Origin of the sequence: Williamsia sp. MIQD14, from assembly GCF_051025635.1 — a bacterium.
GTDB lineage: Bacteria > Actinomycetota > Actinomycetes > Mycobacteriales > Mycobacteriaceae > Williamsia_A.
In genome coordinates this window covers 683,276-705,858 of record NZ_JBPFDG010000001.1, presented here as the reverse complement: position 1 = coordinate 705,858, position 22,583 = coordinate 683,276, and the positions used below count along the sequence as shown (strand labels likewise).

The 22,583-nt window shown below is 70.5% G+C and carries 11 protein-coding genes; 5 read left to right on the top strand and 6 right to left on the bottom strand.

Going from position 1 to position 22,583, the window contains the following annotated elements:
- Positions 1-12: 12 nt before the first annotated feature.
- Complete coding sequence (locus tag ACQ7HM_RS03055) at positions 13-1,206, bottom strand: Rv0361 family membrane protein (protein WP_434214755.1); 1,194 nt, start codon at positions 1,204-1,206, stop codon at positions 13-15.
- 163 nt (positions 1,207-1,369) lie between these two features.
- On the opposite strand from ACQ7HM_RS03055, the gene ACQ7HM_RS03050 reads away from it, so the two are divergent.
- The 4 genes from ACQ7HM_RS03050 to ACQ7HM_RS03035 all read left to right on the top strand — a co-directional run bounded on the left by ACQ7HM_RS03050 (position 1,370) and on the right by ACQ7HM_RS03035 (position 4,581).
- A complete protein-coding gene (locus ACQ7HM_RS03050; RefSeq protein WP_055793938.1) occupies positions 1,370-1,786 on the top strand; it encodes a DUF3151 domain-containing protein in 417 nt (138 codons plus the stop codon).
- Positions 1,787-1,847: 61 nt separating this feature from the next.
- A complete protein-coding gene (locus ACQ7HM_RS03045; RefSeq protein WP_434215615.1) occupies positions 1,848-2,939 on the top strand; it encodes an FUSC family protein in 1,092 nt (363 codons plus the stop codon).
- A gap of 47 nt (positions 2,940-2,986) precedes the next feature.
- Positions 2,987-3,895 (top strand): cation diffusion facilitator family transporter, encoded by a 909-nt coding sequence (locus ACQ7HM_RS03040; protein WP_434214754.1) that lies wholly within the window; start codon positions 2,987-2,989, stop codon positions 3,893-3,895.
- Positions 3,896-3,960: 65 nt separating this feature from the next.
- A complete protein-coding gene (locus ACQ7HM_RS03035; protein ID WP_434214753.1) occupies positions 3,961-4,581 on the top strand; it encodes a pyridoxamine 5'-phosphate oxidase family protein in 621 nt (206 codons plus the stop codon).
- A gap of 26 nt (positions 4,582-4,607) precedes the next feature.
- Here the strand turns inward: ACQ7HM_RS03035 and ACQ7HM_RS03030 are convergent, their stop codons facing one another.
- From ACQ7HM_RS03030 to ACQ7HM_RS03020, 3 genes are all read right to left on the bottom strand, one after another.
- Positions 4,608-7,250, bottom strand: a complete 2,643-nt coding sequence (locus ACQ7HM_RS03030; protein ID WP_434214752.1) for a hypothetical protein — start codon at positions 7,248-7,250, stop codon at positions 4,608-4,610.
- A gap of 137 nt (positions 7,251-7,387) precedes the next feature.
- Complete coding sequence (locus tag ACQ7HM_RS03025) at positions 7,388-10,798, bottom strand: ATP-binding protein (RefSeq protein ID WP_434214751.1); 3,411 nt, start codon at positions 10,796-10,798, stop codon at positions 7,388-7,390.
- Positions 10,799-10,904: 106 nt separating this feature from the next.
- Positions 10,905-14,303, bottom strand: coding sequence for an ATP-binding protein (locus tag ACQ7HM_RS03020; protein WP_434214750.1), 3,399 nt, complete (start codon positions 14,301-14,303; stop codon positions 10,905-10,907).
- A gap of 181 nt (positions 14,304-14,484) precedes the next feature.
- On the opposite strand from ACQ7HM_RS03020, the gene ACQ7HM_RS03015 reads away from it, so the two are divergent.
- Positions 14,485-21,000 carry a VCBS domain-containing protein gene (locus ACQ7HM_RS03015; RefSeq protein WP_434214749.1) on the top strand — a complete coding sequence of 2,172 codons (6,516 nt, stop codon included), beginning with the start codon at positions 14,485-14,487 and terminating at the stop codon, positions 20,998-21,000.
- Positions 21,001-21,077: 77 nt separating this feature from the next.
- On the opposite strand, the gene ACQ7HM_RS03010 is transcribed toward ACQ7HM_RS03015, so the two are convergent.
- Entirely contained in the window at positions 21,078-21,860 is a 783-nt protein-coding gene (locus tag ACQ7HM_RS03010; RefSeq protein ID WP_434214748.1) for a site-2 protease family protein, read from the bottom strand.
- Positions 21,857-22,543 (bottom strand): hypothetical protein, encoded by a 687-nt coding sequence (locus ACQ7HM_RS03005; RefSeq protein ID WP_434214747.1) that lies wholly within the window; start codon positions 22,541-22,543, stop codon positions 21,857-21,859. The genes ACQ7HM_RS03010 and ACQ7HM_RS03005 overlap by 4 nt, the downstream gene beginning before the upstream one ends.
- Positions 22,544-22,583 lie beyond the last annotated feature (40 nt).

Below are 22,583 nucleotides of genomic sequence, written 5' to 3'. Positions count from 1 at the left end.
CGCGGGGGTGGATCAGCCTGCGGTGCAGACCTTCCAGTCGCCGTTCTCGTTGCGCAGACGCACCGAGACCGGCGTGGTCGTGTTCGGGGTGCTTGCGCTCGCGGCGAGGAGCTCGACGATCGCGGTGTTCGGGTCGACGATCTTCGACGCCTGCACCTTGCGGACCTCGACCAGTTCGTTGTTCGCCTTCTGCGTCTCGAACTGCTGACGGAACGCGTCGTCGGCGACGCTGTCGTAGAACTGCTTGCGCTCGCCGCAGGTGACCGAGCGCAGTGTCGCGAGGTCACCGTCGCCCAGCGCCGTGGCGTACTTCATCGCCGAGGACGCCGCCCGATCCGCCTGCGGCTCGCCCGGCTCGCCCCGAGTCGCGAACACCGCGATGACCACGGCCGCGACAGCGACCACGATCACCACGATCGACGACACCCACAGCAGGGTGCGCCGCGAACGGCCGGTGCTCTCGGGCTTCGGTGTGGTCGACGGCGGAATGTACTGCGGGGCCGCGGTGTCCGACCGCCACGGGCCGTCGTCGGATCGGGCGGGTTCCGGCTGGGCCTCGGGTTCGGGCGTCGATGTCGGCTCGGGCTCGGGTTCGGGCGTCGATGCCGCTTCGGGCTCGGGCTCGTGCTCGGGTTCCGGTTCGACAGGCGTTACCTCGGCCTCCGGCTCCGGCTCCGGCTCTGCGTCGGGTTCCGGTTCGAGTTCGGCCGCGGCGGCGGATTCGGTGCCGGTCTCGGGTTCCACGGCAGGTTCGGGATCCGTCTCGGACTCGTCGCTCACTGCCTCGTCGGAGTCGGAGTCGGAGTCGTCCGAGGCCTCCGAAGGAGAGTCGTCCTCGGCTGACTCGACCTCGGCCGGCTCGTCCGCGCCGGATTCCTCGGCATCGGTCCCCTCGGCATCGGAGCTCTCCGCGTCGGAGACCTCTGGGTCGGACCCATCAGCGTCGGAGACCTCTGGGTCGGAGTCCTCGTCGTCGGAGTCGGTCGCGGTGGCGTCCTCGTGGTCGGCGCGCGGGGCGCGGTCGACGTCGGAGTCGACGGACTCGTCGCCGGAGGCGTCCTCGACGTCGGCCCGCGGGGTCGGCGGGACACCCTGTTCGGACTTCGGGGTGGGGACGACAGGCTCGGACGGAGTGCGGCGCAGTCGTCGTAGAGCGGAGAGGGCCTTGCCGACTCCTGTGGAACCCGTGTCGTCGGGATGCGACATCCGTGCTGCCCTCGCCTTCGTCGTCACGCTCGCGTGTCGGGTCGCCTCTCCTGAACGCACCGCGCCGGGAGGTGTCGACCGCGTCGCTCACCCTATCGAAGGACGCGGTGTCCGTCCGGTGGCGGAGTACCCCGACCAGCTGCGTCGTGTGCACAATGGGGCGGTGACGTCCTTCGGAGATCTCCTCGGCCCCCAGCCCACCCTGCTCACCGGTGACGACGACGCCGAATCGGACCTGCTCGCGGGCACCGACCCGAAGTCGGTCGCCGCCGCGCATCCCACCGCCTCCATCGCGTGGGCGTACCTCGCCGAGGCGGCCATCGACTCGGGCGAGACGATCACCGCCTACGCCTACGCGCGCACCGGGTACCACCGCGGCCTCGACCAGCTCCGTCGCCACGGCTGGAAGGGATTCGGCGCCGTGCCGTGGAGCCATGAGCCCAACCGGGGGTTCCTGCGCTGCGTGGCCGTCCTCGCGCGCGCCGCGCAGACCATCGGCGAGCAGGACGAGTACCTCCGCTGCCTCGACCTGCTCAACGACAGTGACCCGGCGGCGGCAGCCGAACTCGGCCTCGCCTGATCCCGGGCGCGCCCCTGGGGGCGCCTCCGGTGCGGCGGGTCGAGACGCGGTCGCGGCATCGCTGCGCACCCGGCACAACCGGTTGCCGCCCGCGATCCGCACCCGCACGCGACGGGTCTGGTACTCGCTGCTGCCGATAGCCCAGTGCTCGATCGCCGCAGGTGTCGCCTGGTTCATCGCCTTCGACCTCGTCGGCCACACGCGCCCCTTCTTCGCGCCGATCGCGGCGGTTCTCTCGCTCGGGCTCTCACTGGGTCAACGCTGGCGCCGGGCGGTGGAGATGGTCGGCGGGGTCACCGTCGGCATCGGTGTCGGCGATCTCATCATCAGCGTCATCGGCACCGGCGCGTGGCAGATCACGGTGGTCGTGGCGCTGGCGATGACCGTCGCGGTCTCCCTCGACCGCGGTCCGCTGGTGCCGATCCAGGCGGCCAGCTCCGCGGTGCTCGTCGCGACCCTGCTGCCGCCGGGTGGTCCCGCTGGGGTGAACCGGATGATCGACGCCCTCATCGGAGGGCTGGTCGGCCTGGTCATCGTCGCGCTCATACCCACCCATCCGGTCCTGCGTGCGCGGCGCGACGCGGCCGCGGTACTGGCGACGATGGGTCTGGTGGTGCAGGGCGTCGTCGACGGTCTGCGTGCGTCCGACGCGCAGCTCATCTCCGAGGCGCTGACCCGTGCCCGCGGTACGCAGGGCGCCATCGACACCATGCGCACCGACATGAGCGGTGGCCGCGAGATCAGCCACATCTCGCCGTTGTACTGGAACTCGCGAGATCGGTTGTCGCGACTGGAGGCAACCGCCGACCCCATCGACAACGCGGTACGCAACATCCGTGTGATGGCGCGACGTGCGCTGTCGGGTATCCAGCACGGCGAGACGATGCACGACGACGTGATCGACGTCCTCGCCGAGGTGGTGGGCGCACTCGACGTCGTGCGGCAGATGCTGCTCGCCGACCCCGGGGACAAACCCGACGGCGCCGACGCCGCGCGCGTCCTGCGCACCATCGCCCGGAAGGCCACGCCCGAACTCGTGGCCGACAGCGGCCTGTCGGAGACGGTGATCCTCGGTCAGTTGCGGTCGATCCTCGTCGACCTGTTGATGGTCGCCGGCCTCCAGCGCGAATCAGCGATAGCCACGCTGCGCTGACGGCAGACGGTTGTTTTATATGCGTGAGTACGCATATATTGATCGGCATGGGTCACGACCACTCGCATGCGCCGACGGCGGCGGACGGCTCGACACGTCGGCTCTGGCCGATGGTCGCTGGCATGGCCATCATCGCGACGTTCTTCGTCGTCGAGGTGGTCGCCGGTGTGCTCGCGAACTCGCTGGCACTGCTCGCCGACGCGGGTCACATGCTCACCGACGCCGTCGCGATGGCGATGGGGCTCATCGCGCTGCTGCTCGCGCGCCACGGGCGCTCCGACGGTGAGAAGACGTTCGGTTGGCACCGCGCCGAGGTGTTCACCGCCGTCGCGAACGCCGTGCTGCTGATCGGTGTCGCGGTGTTCGTGCTGTACGAGGCCGTCGAGCGGCTCGGCTCCGACCCGAAGGTCCCCGGTCTGACGTTGATCATCGTCGCCCTGCTGGGACTGGCGGCCAATCTCGTTGTCATGCAACTCCTCCGCGCGGATTCGAAGGACAGTATCGCCGTGCGGGGCGCGTACATGGAGGTGCTGGCCGACGCGGTCGGCAGTGTCGGCGTGCTCGTCGCCGGCATCATCGCGCTCACCACCGGGTGGGGGTACGCCGACATCGTCGTCGCCGTGCTCATCGCGCTGTGGGTCGCGCCGCGGGCCATCCGACTGGCACTCGACGCGCTGCGCATCCTGTCGCAGCGGGCGCCCGCGCACGTCGACGTCGAGGCGGTGCGCGCCGAACTCGAGGCGTTGCCGCAGGTCCATGACGTCCACGACCTGCACATCTGGACCCTCACCACCGGGATGGACGTGACCACCGTGCACCTGGGCAGCGACCACCCCAACGGCGAGGTGTTGACCGCGGCGCGCGAGGTCCTCGAGCGCCACGGTCTCGACCACGCGACCGTTCAGGTCGACCCCATCGAGATCCGGAAACGCTGTCACCGCGACCTCACCTGGTGATCAGGGCGGTCGCGACCGCGGTAATCGGCTGGCGTGCACCCCCGAGCGCCCGCCAGACTGTGCGCATGAGCTCCGAACCGCTGACGCGACTGCACCGCAAACCCGATCGCGGGGGAGACCGTGCGTTGCTCGACGAGGTCCTCGACACGGTCACGGTCGGCACGCTGAGCACCGTCGTCGACGGCCTGCCGTGGTCGGTGCCGATGTTGTTCGCCCGCGACGGCGATCGGATCCTCCTGCACGGCTCCACCGGTGCGGGCGCGCTACGCCAGGTGGCCGACGGTGCGCCGGCCACCCTCACCGCGTTCGTCCTCGACGCGCTCGTGGTGGCCGACACCCTGTTCGACCACTCCGCCAACTACCGGTCCGCCGTGGTCCGCGGCACCCTCGAGAACATCCGTGACGATGCCTCGCACGCGCTCGATGTGTTGAGCGACAAGTTGATTCCGGGGCGTGTGGCCGAGGTTCGGGACCACACACGCAAGGAGGTCGCCGCGACCGCGGTGGTGTCCCTGCCGATCGTCGACGGACAGTGGATCACGAAGGCGCGCAGCGGACCCCCGGGCGAGCCCGAGGATCCGAGCCGATGGACCGGCACCGTCGGCGTCCGTACCGTCTACGACCGGCCGATCACCGCGACCGGCGACGAGCCGCCGGAATCGATCCGGCGGCTCGTCGACGGCTGAGCGTCAGGCGTCACACGACCAGCGGGTCACGGTCGGAGGACTGTGACGCTGCCGGGCGTGCCGTTGCTGCTGCCACCGACACCGCCCGCGCCCGCGGTCGGGCTGTACCCGGTGGCGTTGCCACCGTTGCCGGACGCTCCGTCGCCGTATCCGTCGCCACCGGCACCGCCTGTCGCCCGGCCCCCGGCAGGACTGGTCGAGAGGGCATTCCCGCCGTTGCCGGCGTTGCCACCGGGCTCGGCGGTGCTCACGTCACCGCCGCGGCCGCCGGTCGCATTCCCTGCGGTCGCCTTGGCGTCCCCGCCGTTCCCGCCGGTCGAGCCGATGCCCACAGCTGTACCGCCGTCTCCACCGAACGGGTCGCCGTTGACGGTCGTCGCCGAACCGCCGTTGCCGCTCACGCCACCGCGACTCGACCCGCCATCGCCGCCGATCGCCACGCCACCGACGGTGCTGGGTGTCGCTATGTAGGAGGCTGAGCCACCGTCTCCGGCGCGGCCCGGGGCCTGACCCGCGCCGTCCGCACCTGCGACTCCGGTACCGGCCTGGCCACCGGTTCCCGCTGCGCCACCGGAGCCGCCGGACCCGCCGAGCGCGCCGTAGTTCCCGTCGCCACCGACTGCCCGGCCCTCGGTGCGGCCCACGGTCGCGTCGGTGACCGAGGCGTCGCCGCCCGCGCCGCCGTTGCCGGCCCGGCCACCGGCGCCACCGGCGCCGCCGTTGCCGTTCGCGCCGGTCGCGCCGTTCGTCGAACCATTGCCGGCCGCACCGCCGGCACCGCCGATGCCGCCGTTGCCGCCGCGTCCACCGTCGGTGCCTGGCTCGCCCAGGCCGCCCTGTGCCTGTCCTCCTCGCAGGACGACGGTCGCAGAAGTGCCCTTCGCGCCGTCGACACCGGCGACGCCCGTCGCCCCGGTCCCACCGATACCGCCGGTGCCTCCGTTGCCGCCGACGCCTTGGGCGCCCATGGCGCCCGGATCTCCCTGGACGCCGCCGGTCCCGATCCCGGCTGCTCCGCCGACACCACCGGCGCCGCCTTCGCCACCGGCACCTCCGGCCCCACCGGCCTGGCCCGCGTCGCCGTCGGAGCCCGGTGTCGAGCCCGCCGCGCCGGCTGCGCCGTCCGCGCCGTTGCCGCCCGCACCGCCCTGGCCTCCGGTCCCACCGTTGCCGCCACTGCCGCTCAGTCCGGCGGCCCCGTTCGTCGACCCCGCACCACCGGCGCCGGCGTTGCCGCCGACCCCGCCGCTACCGGCGCCCGTCCCGCCGCCGCCCATCACGCCATCGGCGCCCGGGGTCGCACCGTTCGCGCCCGCGGTGCCGATGGCGCCCGCGGCGCCGTTGCCGCCGACACCGCCGTTGCCGCCCTGCCCGCCGACACCACGAATGCCCGTGGCGCCGGACGATCCTGCGACACCACGGGTTCCGCCTGTCCCGGCAGCGCCGCCCGCACCGGCTGCGCCGCCGTCGCCACCCTCACCGCCGCCGCCGCCGTTCTGGCCGTCCGAGCCGTCGGCGCCCGCGACCGCCCCGACGGTGCCGGCTGCGCCGTTCGCACCGGTGCCGCCGGTTCCTCCGAATCCGCCGTTGCCGCCCTGGCCGCCGTCGCCGTTGGTGCCGGCGGCTCCGGCAGCACCCAGGAGTCCGCCGGTGCCACCCGCACCCGCGTTGCCCCCGGCGCCGCCCGCCATACCCGCGCCGCCGGTGCCCCCGTTGCTGCCTCCGGCCCCGGCCGTCACCCCGTTCGCACCCGTGGAGCCGGTCGCACCGTCGCCGCCGGCGCCGCCGACACCTCCGGATCCACCGGTGCCACCGGTGCCGATCAGCCCGCCACCGGAACCGCCGCGTCCGCCGTTCCCGCCTGCGGAGCCGGCGACCCCGGCCGCGCCGTCGGCGCCGGCCGAGCCCGCGCCGCCGTTGCCGCCGTTGCCGATCAGGCCACCGTTGCCGCCGTTGCCCCCGGCCTGGCCGATACCACTCGCGGCACCGCCGTTGCCGCCGTTGCCGAACAGTCCCGCGTTGCCGCCCGAGCCGCCGTTCGCGCCGTTGCCGCCGCTCCCGAAGAGCAGGCCGCCGTTGCCTCCGTTGCATGCGAGGCCGACGCAGTCGGCGGCGGCGTCGGTGCCGTTGCCGATGAAGACGCGGATGAGGACGCCGAGGAAGTCGGTGCCGCCGGTCGCTCCGGTGCCGGTCTCACCGGACGGTGCCACGAGCGCGTAGGACGTCGCGCGTGCACCGGAGGTGATCGGGGTCCACTCGGTGACGGCGGGGAACGCGCTGAACGATGTCGCGACGTAGGGCGCGAACTCCTTCGACACCGACACGAACGTCGTCGGGGTGCCGCCTGATCCGGTCGACGGGGTGGTCGGTGCCGTACCCGAGGTGGTGGTCGAGCCGGTCGTCGAGGAGCTCGAGGAGCTCGAGGAGCTCGAGGCGTTCGACGAGCCGCCGGTCGAAGGTGTCGTGTGCCCGGTCTGCTGCAGCAGGGCGGCGATCGCGGTGTTGGTCAGGGCGAGGCCGTCGGTGTGCGAGCCGGTGGGTGGGGTCGCCTGGGCGGTCGAGGGTGCCGAGGTGTTGACGGTGAAGGCGACGGCGGCCGCGGTGGCGACGCCGGCGGTCATCGCGGTGCGGACCGCAGATCGTGAACCGGCTGGGGTGGAATTGCGCACGGCGATGGTCCCTTCGACCCGCGATGGGACGCCTCGTCGTGTCCGCTGATCGCTCGAGGCGAGACCGTAGCGACGGACTGCAACGAAAGTGCACATCTTTGCCCATGCGAAGGAATTGCACTCGATGTCGACGCGGGTCACGCCGCGAGCGCGTCGATCCTGCGCCGCACCGCGGTGGCGCCCACCTCGTCGGCGGCACGGCGGGCACGGGTGAGCGCGCCGTCGGTGGCGTGCCCGTCGCGACGCTGTTCGAGGAGGGCGACGAGGTAGAGCGTCTCGGCGTACCAGCCGTCGAATCCGCGCTCACGGTGGGCGATACGGGCGTCGTCGAGGTGATCGGCGGCGCGGTCGTAGTCGCCGAGCGCGATCGACAGCTCACCGAGATGATGGTGGACGGTCCCGTACACCGCCGCCCACGACACGGTGTTCTCGTTCGGGAAGGCCGACAGGATCTCGTAGGCCACGGCACAGGTCTCGGTGTTGCCGACCTGCGCGGCGACTCGCCCGATGGTCGCGATCGTGGCCAGCCAGATGTTGTTGACCGGGATCCGCTCGATCCGCCGACGGTCGTACCACGCGACGAGGTCGGTGGCGGCGTCGATCTCCCCGACATCGACGAGAGCGGTTGCGAGACAGGCCCGGTAGGTGTCGACGATGTCGAACCTCTCGACGAGGGCCTCTCGGGCGTCGACCACCTCACGCATGTCGCCGCGCAGCGTGCGCAGAGCGACGACCGGCCCGAGGAGACGTCCGAACGAGTAGCTCTCCAGCGGCGGTGAGGGGATGTCGAGCAGATCCTCCAGCCACCGATCGCAGCGGTCGAGGCGACCGGCGGCCAGGTCGACGGCGAACCGGATGAGACGCGCCAGCCAGGCCAGTTCGGGGTCGCGGGACACCTGCGCATCGGTGAGGACCGCCGCGGTCCGTGTGGCAGCCTGCAGGTCGCCGTACTCGATCTGCTGGCGCGCGATCCACACCGCGACAAGGGGATCGATCCGACGGTCGGTGGAGCCCGAGAGCAGTTCCATCAGCTCGTCGTAGGACTGACGCCGGAACGCGGCGCACTGCGGGGCGCGCAGCGCCACGACGACCGCCGACAGGGCCGTGATGAGCGCTCCGCGGTCGCCGACGGTGCGCGCGGCGCCGATGGCGCGGACCAGCAACGTCTGCCGCGTCGGGTGATCGGAGACCCAGATCAGCTCGATCGCCAACTGCGACAACAGACGTGCGGCCTCGGCCGAGGCGCCGCGCCCCACCTTCTCCAGACCGTCGAGGGCGTCGTAGAGATCGGCGATGCGCTCACTGTCGGAGTGGAGGTGGATGTAGAGGATCCCCTGCAGGTCGTTGGCGAGGGTGGCGGTCACCTGCAGGTCGATGTCGTCGAGTCGCCGGGCCATGTCGGCCGCGCCCAGCAGGGTCGCCCGGAACCCCGGGTCGCGGGCCTTGCGCTGCGCTCGACCCAGATCGACCCACAGGCGACAGCGGTCGGCCGAGTCGCCGCGGGGGATGAGCCGCTGCTCGGCACTGCGGTAGAAGGCCACGGCGTCCTCGTACGCCCCCAGCGCCATCGCGGAGGTGCCCGCACGCCACCAATAGGGCACGGCGCGTGCGCGATCGGCGTCGCGCCCGCGACTGAGGTGGTAGGCCAGCCGCGCGTACTCCTCGGGTACCCCGACCTCACCGAGATCGGTGAGCGCCCGGGCGACGCGGGAGTGCAGTTCCGCCCGGCGGGTACCGGGGATCTCGGCGTACACCGCCTCCTGGACGAGGGGGTGCCGCAGCACGACGTCGGTGCCCTCGGCCGAGTCGATGATGAGTCGCTGCCGGACGAGGTCGTCGAGCGCCTCGGCGAAGGCGTAGTCGGTGAGGTCGGCGGTGACCGTCCGCAACACGATCCGCTGCGCCGCCATGCCGACCACCGAGCACAGCTGCAGGAGATCACGCGCCTGCGCGGTCAGCAGCCGTCCGCGCTGCGCGACGGATTCGGCGATCGACGCCGGAAGCGACTCGCCGGATTCCGAGAGATGGGAGGCGATCAGCGATTCCACGAAGAGCGGTAGACCGCGTGTGCGTTCGGAGAGCGTGACCGGATCGAGTGCGGTGCCCGATGCCTCGATGATCGCACCGACCTCGGCGACGCTGAGACCGGTCAGCCTGATCCGATGCAGGCCGCTCGACCGTTCTGCGGCGGCGAGGGTGGACCGGATGTCGTCGCTGTCGACGTATTCGTCACGCACCGTGACGATCACACACAGGCGGGTGCGATTGGACGCATGGATCAGATAGCGGATGATCGCGAGTGTCGCCGGCGAGGCCCAGTGCAGATCCTCGATCACCAGCACCGTGGGTCCGCGGCGGGCGGTTGTGGTGAGCCATTCGAGGACGGCGGTCATGATCGTGGAGCGGTCGTCGGACAGGGGTTGCTCGGGCGTGATGTCGGGGAAGCGTCGGGCCACGGTCGGGATGAGATGGAAGATCCCGGCGCCGGTGTCGCGAAGCCGCTCCCGGGACACCTCCGCGCCGGACGCGTCGATGTCGTCACCGATCGCCTCGACGAACGGCTCGAACGGGACCACCGCCTCCTCCGAGCAGCGACCGACGAGGACATCGGCGCCGGCGGCCCGCGCCTGGTCCATGGCGGCGTGGGCGACGGTGCTCTTCCCCGAGCCGGCCTCGCCGGAGATGACGACGATCTGTCCGTCTCCCCGCGACGCGCGTCCGACGGCATCGGTGATCGTCGACAACTCGGCGGCCCGGCCGATCAGCCCGGCCGACCGGGGCGGATCGGAGGGTGTGTCACCGCGCAGCACGGTGAGGAACAGCTCCTCGGTCGCCGCCGACGGCTGCACACCGAGTTCGTGGGACAGGACCTGCCGGCAGCGCGCGGCGACCTGGAGAGCGCGCCCGCGCTCACCGAGCCCCATGTGTCCGCGGATGGCCGTCCGGTAGGCGCTCTCTCGCAGCGGGTCGATCCCTATGAGACGCTCGGCCGAGGAGATCGACGCCTCGTACTCGGCGAGGCGCAGCGAGCCCTCGGCATTGACCTCGTGGGCGCGGATCCGCAGCGCGTCGGCCTCGTCGCGCAGTTCGTCGACCCACCGACCCTCGACGTCGCGCAACACCGGCCCGTCGAGCAATCGGAGTGCGGTCCGTGCGTCGTGCACGTTCGTGGTGTCGTCGGGTCCCTGGTCGCAGCAGCGACGCGCGAACTCGAGGTCGGTGACCGAGCCGTCGGGCAGGGACAGACGGACATTGCCCGCCCGTGACCGCACGGTGTCGGCGGGCATGCCGGCCATCTCGAGGGTGTCGCGGACGCGGGACAGGACACCGCGTACCGCCGAGTTCCATGACTGGGGTCGCAATGCCGGCCACAGCGCGTCGGCCAGTTCCTCGAGCGTGACCTCGCGGTGGCGGTTGACGGCGAGGTAGCTGAGCACGATGTCACACCGCCTGCCGCCGACCACGCGGGGATGCACGACGTGCTCGCCGTGGATGACGGCGACCTCGCCGACGAGCCGGACAGCGAGCGCCACGCCATCGGTCGTCATCGTCTCACGATAGAGCAGCGACGCCGGGGGCCTCGACGAAGGCGCAACCCGATCAACGCCAATGACCCACGGGATCCCGGAAATTCGACCATGTGGCGGGCAGCTCCTACCTGACCGTGCCCAGGGCGCTGGTGTCGGCGATGAGGGGATCGAGGCGTCGGCGCACCGCCGTCGCGCCGGTCTCGTCGGCCGATCGGCGGGCGCGGTTCACGGTCGCAGGCTGCGCCATGCCGTCGCGGCGGACCTCGAGTGCGACGGCGAGACACGCCGCGTCGGCGTACCAGCCGCGGTAGTCCCGTGCGGACAGGACGCTCAGCGCGTCGTCGATGTGGACGGCGGCGCGGTCGAGGTCGCCCACGGCCATCGCCGCCTCGGCGAGATACTGGTGCACCACACCCAGCACGGTCGCGCCGCTCGCCACGGTCTGATCGCCGTAGGGCGCGAGGAGTCGCAGGACGTGGTCGCACACCTCGGTGTCGCCGACCTGGGCGGCGACACGTCCGAGCACAGCCATCGAGCACATCCACAGGGGGTCGTCGGCGATCGCCTCGATGCGATCGCGCGTGTGCCACGCGACGAGGTCGGCGGCGGCGTCGAGGTCGCCGCAGTCGGCGTACGCCGCGGCCAGGCACATGCGGTAGAAGCCGATGATGTGGAACCGCTCGACGAGTCCTGATGCGGCATCGACGATCTCGCCCATGTCGCCGCGGAGCATCCGCAGGCTGAACAGCGACGGGAGGATGCGGCCGTAGGAGTATCCGGTGGTCGGGGCGGCGGGGATCGACCGCAGATCGACCAGCTCGCTCTCGCACAGGTCGAGCCGTCCCGCCGCGTGGGCGATGCCGTACCGGGTCACCTTCGCCAACCACGCGGTCTCGGGGTCGCGCGTGAGGTGTGACGGCGAGATCCGGTCGAGGGTACGTCCGGCATGGTCGAGCTGGCCGTAGTGGATGTGGGCGCGGGTGATCCGCACGGCACGGAGCGGTTCCACCGTGCGACCCGTCGAGGCGCTGAGGTGATCCATCAGCTCGCGGTAGGCGGCGTACCGCATGGCGTCGAGGTCACGATGGTGGATCCCGGTGAGGGCGGCGACCAGTATTTCGACGAGGGCATCGCCGTCGTCGGCCGCACGGGCCGCCGCCATGCCGCGGACAACGAGGTCACGCCGCTCACGGTGGTCGGCCACCCAGATCGACTCGATGACGAGTTGCGCTGTGAGATGAGCGATCTCCGACCCATCGGGTCGACCGGCCGCGTCGAGCGCCTCGATCGCTCCGCGCAGGCTCTCGATGCGCTCGGAGTCGGCGACGATCTGGATGTTGAGCACCCCCTGCTGGTTGTTGGCCAGGGTGGCGGTGACGAGCAGATCGAGATCGCCGAGACGTCGAGCCATCGCGACGGCCTCGAGAAGCGTGGAGTGGAACGCCGGGTCGCGGGCCCTGCGTTGCGCGCGCCCGGCCGCCACCATCAGCTCACACCGGGCGGCGGAGTCCCCTTCGGGCGTGAGCCGTTGCGCCGCAGACCGGTACAGGTCGACGGCATCCTCGTGGGCGCCGATGGCCATCGCGCTGTCGCCCGCGCGTCGGAAGTGGTCGACGGACGCGGCTCGATCGGCGTCGACCCCACGCGCGAGGTGATGCGCCAGACGGGCGGCGTCGGCGTGCCCCGCGATCCCGGACCACTCGAGCGCGCGGGCCACCTCGCTGTGCATCTGCTCGCGCAGCGAGACGGTGATCCGGTCGTAGACCGCGTCGGCGACCAGGGGATGTCGGAGGAGTACGTCGCCGCCGGAGTCGGATTCGGTGACGAGGCGGTGATGGATCAGTTCGTCGAGCGCAGAGGCGAACGCGAGGTCATCGCATTCCGGCATCGCTTCGCGCAGGACGGTGCGGGGCGTCGTCATCCCCATCACCGCGCACAACCGGAGCGCCCTCTGCGCCACGTCGCTCAGGACGCCTTCGCGGTGTCGCACCGACTCGGCGATCGATGCGGGCACCCTACGGTCCGAACCGAGCTCGTGGTCGGTGATGAGCGAGGTGACGAACATGGGCAGTCCGCCGGTGCGGGCGTGCAGGATCGCCGGGTCGAGAGCGGCTCCGTTGATCGCGATCAGGTCGGCGACATCTCCGACCTCGAACCCGCGCAGTCGTACCCGATGGGCTTCCGCGCGCGCGTCTCCGACGGCCAGCAACTCCCGGATCCGCGGGCGGTCGGTGTGCTCGTCGCGGACGGTGACGACCACGCACACCCGTCGGTCGGCGGTGGTGGCGACGATGTCGCCGATGAGGTTCAGGGTCGCCGTGGACGCCCAGTGCAGATCGTCGATCACGAGCACGGTCGGCCCGTCGTCGATCGCGGGGGTCACCCAGTCGACGAGGGCGTCCATGGCGTCGGCGCGATGATCTGCGTCCGGTGCATGCGTGCCCGTGGACTCGGTTGACTCACCGGCGCTGAGGATCTGCAGGATCGGATGGCGGTCCCGCCGCGCGGCGTCGACGAACGGTTCGAACGAGACGGTCGCCTCCTCGGTGCACCGACCGAAGAGCACCCGGGCACCGGCCTCGGTCGCCCGCGCCATCGCCTCGGAGACGATCGTGCTCTTGCCCGCCCCCGCCTCACCGCTCACGACGAGGAACTGACCGCGCCCGGTCGCAGACCGTGCGACGCAGTCGGCGACGATCCGCAGTTCGGTGTCGCGGCCGACCACGGCATCACGATGCGGCGTGGGCGGTGTCGGATCGGCGGTCGGGGTGTCGCGCAGGAGCTCGAGGAAGAGCTCCTCGGTCTCCGGTGACGGCAGCTCGCCGAGCTGCTCGCGGAGAACCTGGCGGCACCTCGCAGCAGCGGTCAGCGCGCGCCCGCGTTCTCCGAGACCCATGCGTGCCCGGATGAGAATCCGATAGGTGTTCTCCCGCAGGGGATCCAGGGTGAGCAGTCGTTCGGCCGCGGTGGCAGCGCCCTCGTGGTGTCCGAGCGTCAACGAACCGGTGGCGTCGATCGTGAGCGCCACGTCGGTCATCTCGGCGACGTCGGCGCGCACCGCGTCCACCCATGCGCCCGTCGAGGTGGGGAGGATCGGCTGGTCGAGGATCTCGAGCGCGGCGCGTGCGTCGGCGATGGCGGCCGCCACGTCGTCGCCGATGGGGCGGCAGCATCGACGAGCGACGTCGAGGTCGGTGACCAGCCCGTCGGGCAGTGAGAGCCGAACCGTCCCGCCGCGTGCACGAACGGTGGCCGCGGGTATGTCGGCCAGGGCGACGGCACTGCGCACCTTGATGAGCAGCCCCCGCAGACCCGAGTACCACGACGAGGGCCGTCGGTGCGGCCACACGACGTCCGCCAACTCCTCCAGCGGGACCTCGCGATGGCGGTGGACGGACAGGAAGGCGACGAGATCGTCGCATCGGGGGCCGCCGACGGTGCGGGGACGGACGACGGCTCCGGCGCCGACGATGCGCACGTCTCCGGCGACGTGGATCGCGACCACTTCACCATCGGATGCCATCCGTCAACGATATGCAGTCTCGCGAATCGACGCTGCGGTGATTTGCATGTATTAAGCACGACATTTCGGCCGCTAAAGATTTGCAAAAAATATACAAACCGTTTCTACGGTTCGCTCATACCCCGGCGAGAGTCCGACCGGGAAAGCGCGGCGCGCGTCAGCAAGAGTGGGTTGATCCAGCATGAGTGCACATCGGGTGAAGAATCGGGCGAAGGCCAAGGCGCGTGCGGCGAAGGCGGCGGGCCGCGGTCGCGCGTCGTCGCAACGGCACGAGGTACCGACATGGGTGAAGACCTCGGCGATGACGGTGGGCCTCGGCGCCGCGCTGATCGCGGGATCGGGTGTCGCCGGTGCCGACACCACCGTCGGCGATGGTGGTTCCGCGCCCGCGCCCAGGACCTCCGATGCGACCGGGTCGTCGACCTCGACGGCCACCGCAGAGCCGAACGCGACGCAGACTGCCGCCGACTCGTCGACCCCGCCGTCCTCGTCCGACACCTCCCAGCCCGGTGTGCCCCCATCCGGTGTGCCCCAATCCGGTGGGACGGATGCCCCGACCGGATCGGCCACGCCGCCCGCGGTTGCTGACCCGGTCCCGACGACCGATGGCACGGGCGGGTCGTCGACACCCCCGGCCGCCGCTGCGCCGTCGGTCCCGTCCGCCGCGGACACCCCCTCGACCTCGTCGACCGGAACACGGTCCCAGGGTGGGTCGGGGACCGGTTCGACGGTCAACGGAGGTGCGGAGCCGAGCACTTCCCTACCCGTCCCGGCGGTCGCCCCGTTGGTGGTGTCGACACCGTCGGGTTCGGCAGCGATCACCCCGACGTTGTCGTTGAACGCTGTCGCGCCGACGGTCTCGGTCGCGCCGGTGTCACAGCAGGCGGTCACACCGTTGACCGCGCTGGCCGCGGTCGTGCTCTCGATCTTCGGACTGCACACCAGCACCTCGACCACACCGGGTGGCCCCGTGGTACCCGCAGCGAACCCGATCGGCGATCTCGTGGTCGCGGTGTTCCGGCGGATCGAGGACATCCTCTCGCCGTATCCGACCGCCCAGGGTGGCCAGACCGTCGACCCCACCACCGGTGTGGTGACCGGTAGCGCCCAGTTCACCAGTCCGTTCTGGTTGCCGCAGTGGTACACCGTGACCGCGCCGGCCAACGGCAGCGTCACCGTCGATCGCAACGGGCGCTACACCTACACCCCGTCGGCGACCGCCCCGATCACCGTCACCGCCGATTCGTTCACGGTGTCGGCCAACAACTGGTTCACGAGATCGTCTGTGGTGGTCAATGTCCCGGTCGCGTCGACCGCTCCGCCGACAACGATCGCCATCGTCGTCGGGACGCCCGCCCCGTCGACCGGTGCGATCGACGGCAGGGTGTCCGCGAAGTCGAGCAACGGCACCCCGGTGACCTACAGCGCAGGGTCATCGATGAGCACGCAGGGTGGGGTCGTCACCGTCACCACCGGCGGCGCCTTCTCCTACACCCCGACCGCAGATGCCCGGCACCAGGCCGCGGCGACCGGCGCACCAGATGCGCGCAAGCAGGACACGTTCACCGTGAACGCGACCGACGGACGCGGCGCGACGACGCCGATCGTCGTCACCGTCCCACTGGCTCCGCTCAACGCGGTTCCCGTGGCTCCCGCGAATCAGCCTGTCGGACGGACCGATCCCGCGACAGGTGCGGTGACCGGCACGGTGACGGTCACCGACGGCGACAAGGACCCGGTGACATACACCGGTCCGACGAGCTCGACCGGCGGTACCGGTTCGGTTGTGGTCGACACGAACGGCGCCTACACCTACACCCCGACCGTGGCGGCGCGGCACGCTGCGGCCAAACCCGGTGGTGTGACCTCGGATTCGTTCACGGTGACCGCGAGTGATGGGTTCGGTGGCTCGACGCAGGTTGTGGTGACGGTGCCGATCACCGCGGTGAACGCCGATCCGGTGGCAGGGGAGCAGGTTCCGGGGACGGTGGGTGCCGGTGGTGTGGTGACGGGCACGGTGACGACGTCCGACGCCGACGGTGACACCGCGACCTATTCGGGTCCGACGACCACTGCCGGCGGCACCGGCAGTGTGGTGGTCAACGCGAACGGCACCTACACCTACACCCCGACCGCGGCGGCACAGCACGATGCGGCATCGGCGACGGGTGCGAAGACCGACACATTCACGGTGACCGCGAGTGATGGGTTCGGTGGCTCGACGCAGGTTGTGGTGACGGTGCCGATCACGGCGGTGAACGCCGATCCGGCGGCAGGGGAGCAGATTCCGGGGACGGTGGGTGCCGGTGGTGTGGTGACCGGCACGGTGACGGCCACCGACGGCGACGACGACACGGTGACGTTCATTCCGGCGACGACGACGAGCACGAGCGGCACGTTCACGGTGAATGCGAACGGTTCCTACACCTACACCCCGACCGCGGCGGCGCAGCACGACGCGGCGTCGGCGACGGGTGCGAAGTCGGACACGTTCAGCGTCGTCGCCGATGATGGTTTCGGCGGCCGGGTCGACATCCAGGTGACGGTTCCGATCACGGCGGTGAACGCCGATCCGGTGGCAGGGGAGCAGATTCCGGGGACGGTGGGTGCCGGTGGTGTGGTGACCGGCACGGTGACGGCCACCGACGGAGACGACGACACGGTGACGTTCATCCCGGCGACGACGACCAGCACTAGCGGCACGTTCACGGTGAATGCGAACGGTTCCTACACCTACACCCCGACCGCGGCGGCGCAGCACGATGCGGCGTCGGCGACGGGTGCGAAGTCGGATACGTTCAGCGTCGTCGCCGATGATGGTTTCGGCGGCCGGGTCGACATCCAGGTGACGGTTCCGATCACGGCGGTGAACGCCGATCCGGTGGCAGGGGAGCAGACTCCGGGGACGGTGGGTGCCGGTGGTGTCGTGACCGGCACCGTCACCACGACCGACGCCGACGGTGACACAGCGACATATTCGGGTCCGACCGGCACGGTCGGGGGCTCGGGTTCGGTCGTGGTCAACGCGAACGGCACCTACACCTACAGCCCGACCGCGGCGGCGCAGCACGCTGCGGCGTCGGCGAACGGCGCGAAGACGGACACGTTCACCGTGACCGCGAGCGATGGGTTCGGTGGCTCGACGCAGGTTGAGGTGACGGTGCCGATCACCGCGGTGAACGCCGATCCTGTTGCCGGAGAACAGACACCGGGCACGGTGGACACCTCGTCGGGGCAGGTGACCGGCACGGTGACCACCACCGATGCCGACGGCGACATGGTGACCTTCACGCCGGCGACGTCGACCAGCGCGTCGGGAACGTTCACGGTGAAGGTGGACGGCTCGTACACCTACACCCCGACCGCGGCGGCCCGTCACGACGCAGCATCACCCACGGGTGCGAAGACCGATACGTTCACCGTCACCGCGACAGACGGTTTCGGCGGAATCACCCCGATCACGGTGTCGATCATGATCAATCCGCTCAACGCCCCACCGGTGGTGACCACGACCCCGACCGCGTCGACGATCGGTGTCGGCTACTTCCCGAGCGGTGTCGCGGTCGGTCCGGATGGTCGGATCTACGTGGTCAATCTGAGCAGCAACTCGGTCTCGGTGATCAAGAACGGCGTCGTGGTCCAGACCATCGACGTGGGTAACGGTCCACTGTCTGCGGCGGTCGGTTCCGACGGTCGGGTCTACGTCACCAATCAGGGCGACAACTCGGTGTCGGTGATCAACGACGGTGCGGTGGAGACGACGATCGACCTGGGCGCCCGTCCGGTCGGTGTCGCAGCGGGTGCGGACGGGCGCGTGTACGTCGCTACCGGCAGCGGTGTGTCGGTGATCAACAACGGCGCCGTGGAGTCGACCATCGCGGTCGGCGCCGGACCCGACGGCATCGCGGTCGGTCCCGATGGTCGGGTGTACGTCACCCAGATCGACGGCGGATCGGTCGCGGTGATCCGAGACGGTGTGGTGGAGTCCACGATCAGGGTGGGTGCCGGCCCGGACGGTGTCGGGGTGGCGCCCGACGGCACCGTCTACGTCTCCAACAGTCGATCCAACTCGGTGTCGGTGATCAAGAACGGTGTCGTGGTGTCGACGATCGCCGTGGGCGCGGCCCCGAATCGCGTTGCGGTGGGGCCCGACGGCACCGTGTACGTCACCAACAGCAGTTCGAACACCGTGTCGGTGATCCGCAACGGCGTGGTCACCTCGACCATCGACGGGTTCACCTTCCCGTTCGGTGTCGCGGTGGGTTCTGATCGCGTCGTCTATGTCACGAACCTGTTCGGCAACACCACCACGGTGATCGCACCCCCGGGTGTCACGGTCGGCGCCCCGAACACCGTCACCGGCGCGGTGTCGGGTACGGTGCGGAGCTCGGATGCCGACGGTGACACCCTCATCTTCGGCGGTTCCGGGGCAACGACCTCGGGTTCGGTCGAGATCGCCCCCGCGACAGGGGCGTTCGTCTACACCCCGACAGACGCAGCGCGACACGCTGCGGCGTCGGCGACGGGTGCACAGACCGACACCTTCGCGGTCACGGTGACCGATGGTCACGGCGGATCGATCTCGGTCCCGGTGACGGTGACCATCAGCCCGGTCAACGCTGCGCCCACCGGCGGGACCGTGCCGAAAGTGGTCGCATCGGTCGGGGTGGGCAGCGGGCCCAACTACATCGCCGTCGGTCCCGACGGGCGGGTCTACGTGACCAGCTACGACGAGAGCAAGGTGTCGGTGATCGATCCGATCACCCGAACCGTCACAGGAACCATCGCGCTCACCAGCAACCCGACGGGCGTCGGTGTGGGGCCCGACGGGCTGGTGTACGTGGTCACCAATCGGAACAACCGGGTGACGGTCATCGACCCGACGAGCAAAGCGGTGCTCACGACGTATTCGGTCGGGTCCACTCCGTTCGGCATCGCGCTGGGCTCCGGTGGTGTCGTCTACGTGACGAATCAGGGCGCCGGGACGGTGTCGGTGATCGACACCTCCACCGGGCTGGTGCGCTCGGTCGCGGTGGGTCAACACCCGACGGGTGTCGCGGTGGCACCCTCCGGGCGTGTGTACGTCAGCAACTACCACGGCGGCACGGTGTCCGTCATCGACCCCGCTGACGACTATTCGGTCACGACGATCGACACCGGGTACGGCGCGGCCGGAGTGGCCGTGGGGCGCGACGGATCGGTGTACGTCGTATCCCAGGTAGACGGCACGGTATCGGTGATCGATCCCGTCACGAACACCGTGACATCGGTGGTGACGGTGGGGTCCGACCCGTTCGGCGTCGCGGTGGGTGCCGACGGTCGGGTGTACGTCGGGAACCAGGCCGACAACTCGCTGTCGATCATCGACCCGGTGACGAACACGGTCATCAGGACGGTCGCAGCCGTGGGCAGGGGACCGTTCGCGGTCGCCACGGGTTCCAACGGAGACGTATACGTCATGAACTTCTACTCGGGGACGGTGTCGATAGTTCCCACAGCCGATTTCACGACCGGACCAGCTCAGCCGGGGACCGGTGCCGTCGCCGGCACGGTGAGTGTCGTCGATGCCGATGGCGACACCCTCACCTACGGCGGGTCCGGTGTCACGGGCATGGGGACCATCGAGGTCGATTCGGCTACCGGGGCGTTCACCTTCACCCCGACGGCCGCGGCGCGGCACGATGCGGCCGCGGTGGGTGCGGCGAAGACCGTCACGTTCACGATCACGGCGGACGACGCCCACGGCGGATCGATCTCGGTCCCGGTGACGGTGACCATCAGCCCGGTCAATGCCACGCCGACGGCGGGGACGCAGGTCGCCGGGACGGCCAACGGGGCGACGGGTGTCGTGACCGGAGTCGTGTCGGTGACCGACGGCGACAGCGACGTCCTCACCTATTCCGCTCCGACGACGTCGGTCGGCGGCGGTGCGGTGTCCGTCGACGCCCGGGGCAACTACACCTTCGCGCCGACCGATGCCGCGCGGGCGGCCGCCTCGGCGGCGAACGCACCGGACTCTGCGAAGACGGATTCGTTCGTCGTCACGGTGTCCGACGGCCATGGCGGGAAGGTGCCGATCACCGTGACCGTCGCGGTCGTGCCGAACGCCGCGTCCGGGGCCACCGGAACGACGGGCCCTGTGGGCTCGAGCAGCGGCGCGACCGGCGTGACCGGATCGGCAGGGTCGGATTTCGGGACGATCGGGTTGGCCGGCGGACCGACGAACTCGGTGACCGGCGCGGTATCGGGATTCCTTCTGCCGTCCAACACCGGTGCGGGTCCTTACACCTTCGCCGCCCCGACGGTGAGCCCGCCGACCGGGACGGTGACCGTCACCTCCGGTGGTGTCTGGACGTTCACGCCGACCGCAGCCGCGCGGACGGCCGCAGCGTCGGGCGGCACGACGACGGACTCGTTCGTCATCACGGTCTCCAACGCGCAGGGCGCCTCGATGCCGGTCACGATCACCGTCGCGATCACGCCGGTCACGGTTGTCTCGGTGACGAATGGTTCGGGACGAACCCTGTATTGCGGCGGCACATCCGGCACGAACACGACGCCCACGACGCTGCCGCCGTCCCCGGTAGGAGGTGGCGTCATCCTCGTGCCACAGACTCCCACCGTTCTGGGTTACCAGCCGCCGGTGACCACGAGCCCGCACACATCGGGCCCCAGCATCGACTGCGAGGTCCGCTGACCGCAGCGATCAACCCGCTCTGAACTGACGAACCCGCCTCGAACTCGAGGCGGGGTTCGTCAGTCTATGTCGGGATCTCAGCGCCAGAAGACGACAAGGTCGTAGCCGATGGAGGCCAACGCCGAACTGACGCCGGACAACTCGAAGAGCCAGTAGACGATGTCGAAGAACGCTCGGTTGACCGGGGGCAACAGCAGGATGAGAAAGACGACGAGGAAGCCGTACTGGCCGATCGGCGCGATCGATCGACGGGTCTGCATCGACAGGTACGGCTCGATGGCGCCGTAGCCGTCGAGGCCGGGTATGGGGATGAGGTTGAGCAGCGCGGCGGTGATCTGGAGGAACGCCAGCATCCCGAGTGCGGAGTAGAGGTTGATCGACGTCGCGTCGATGGTGTCGACCGACCAGCGCAGATACGCGAGGAGGGCCACGGCGATCACGATGTTCGCGAACGGGCCGGCCAGCGACACGATCGTTCGCTGCGCCCTGGTGAACCCGGCCTGGTTGACGTACACCGCACCGCCGGGAAAACCGATACCGCCCAACAGGATCAACACGAGGGGGAACGCGATCGACAGGCCGGGGTGGGCGTATTTTCGAGGGTCGAGGGTGAGGTAACCGCGGTTCTCGGCGCCCGCGTCGCCGAACGCGAACGCGGTCACCGCGTGCCCGAACTCGTGCAGGCACAACGAGATCACCCAGCCGCCGACCACCAACAGAAGCGCACCGATGATCGAGGTGGCATTGCGGCCGGGGTCGGAATTCGCCAGCACCACACCACCGGCCACCGTCGCGGCGACCACCCCGAGGAACACCGGGCCGGGTCGGACCGCCCGCGCGATCTGGGTCGTCGTACTCATGTGGTGATCCTGTCCGTGGGCGAGACCAGCTTCCAGTCCTCGTGATGTCGATAGATGGTGGAGCGCTTCACCGGTCGGTCGGCGCGCACGCCGTCGCGCTCCACCACGATGTCGACGCCACCGGTCTGCACAGCGCGCCCGGCGATCCACTTCTGCCGGAACCGCTTGTGCAGTGCACCCTCGACACCGGGCTCCGCTCTCGTCGGGCGGATCTCGACACACGTGGCCTCGCCGAGGAACAGTCGCTCGCTGTCGACGATCGACTCGCCGGTGAACGCCCGACCGTTCTCACCGAGGTGGCGGGCCCGGCCGATGATGACGACGGCTGCATCGTCGCGGATCAGCGGGACGGTGACGGCGGTCCCGGACAGCGCGAGGTCGACTGCGGCCTTGCCGTGGGGGAGGCCCCATGCCGCGGTGCCCGGGGTCGCGGCGGGCGCGACGTAGGCGATCTCGACATCGAGTCGCTCGGCGATCATCAGTCGCGACACCACCCCGCCGCAGAACGCGTCGGATAGTTCGGCGCCACCCACCACGACCACGCGGTCGACGTCGAGCGGCGCCATGGCCTTGGCGACGCCGGCGCGCAGGGAGTCGCGGTCGAGACCGGCGCGGGTGACCGTGAGGTGGGCCAACGCATCGGGCAGCTCGGCGTCCTGCGCGCACATCACGCTGAGGGTCATGGGTGTCGATCGCCTTCGTCCGACGTCGGCGCGACCGTCT

Bases quoted from the DNA above. Each gene is read 5' to 3' on its own strand.
- ACQ7HM_RS03025 (WP_434214751.1), bottom strand. From the start codon at position 10,798: ATGACGACCGATGGCGTGGCGCTCGCTGTCCGGCTCGTCGGCGAGGTC.
- ACQ7HM_RS03015 (WP_434214749.1), top strand. From the start codon at position 14,485: ATGAGTGCACATCGGGTGAAGAATCGGGCGAAGGCCAAGGCGCGTGCG.
- ACQ7HM_RS03055 (WP_434214755.1), bottom strand. From the start codon at position 1,206: ATGTCGCATCCCGACGACACGGGTTCCACAGGAGTCGGCAAGGCCCTC.
- ACQ7HM_RS03010 (WP_434214748.1), bottom strand. From the start codon at position 21,860: ATGAGTACGACGACCCAGATCGCGCGGGCGGTCCGACCCGGCCCGGTG.
- ACQ7HM_RS03040 (WP_434214754.1), top strand. From the start codon at position 2,987: ATGGGTCACGACCACTCGCATGCGCCGACGGCGGCGGACGGCTCGACA.
- ACQ7HM_RS03035 (WP_434214753.1), top strand. From the start codon at position 3,961: ATGAGCTCCGAACCGCTGACGCGACTGCACCGCAAACCCGATCGCGGG.
- ACQ7HM_RS03005 (WP_434214747.1), bottom strand. From the start codon at position 22,543: ATGACCCTCAGCGTGATGTGCGCGCAGGACGCCGAGCTGCCCGATGCG.
- ACQ7HM_RS03020 (WP_434214750.1), bottom strand. From the start codon at position 14,303: ATGGCATCCGATGGTGAAGTGGTCGCGATCCACGTCGCCGGAGACGTG.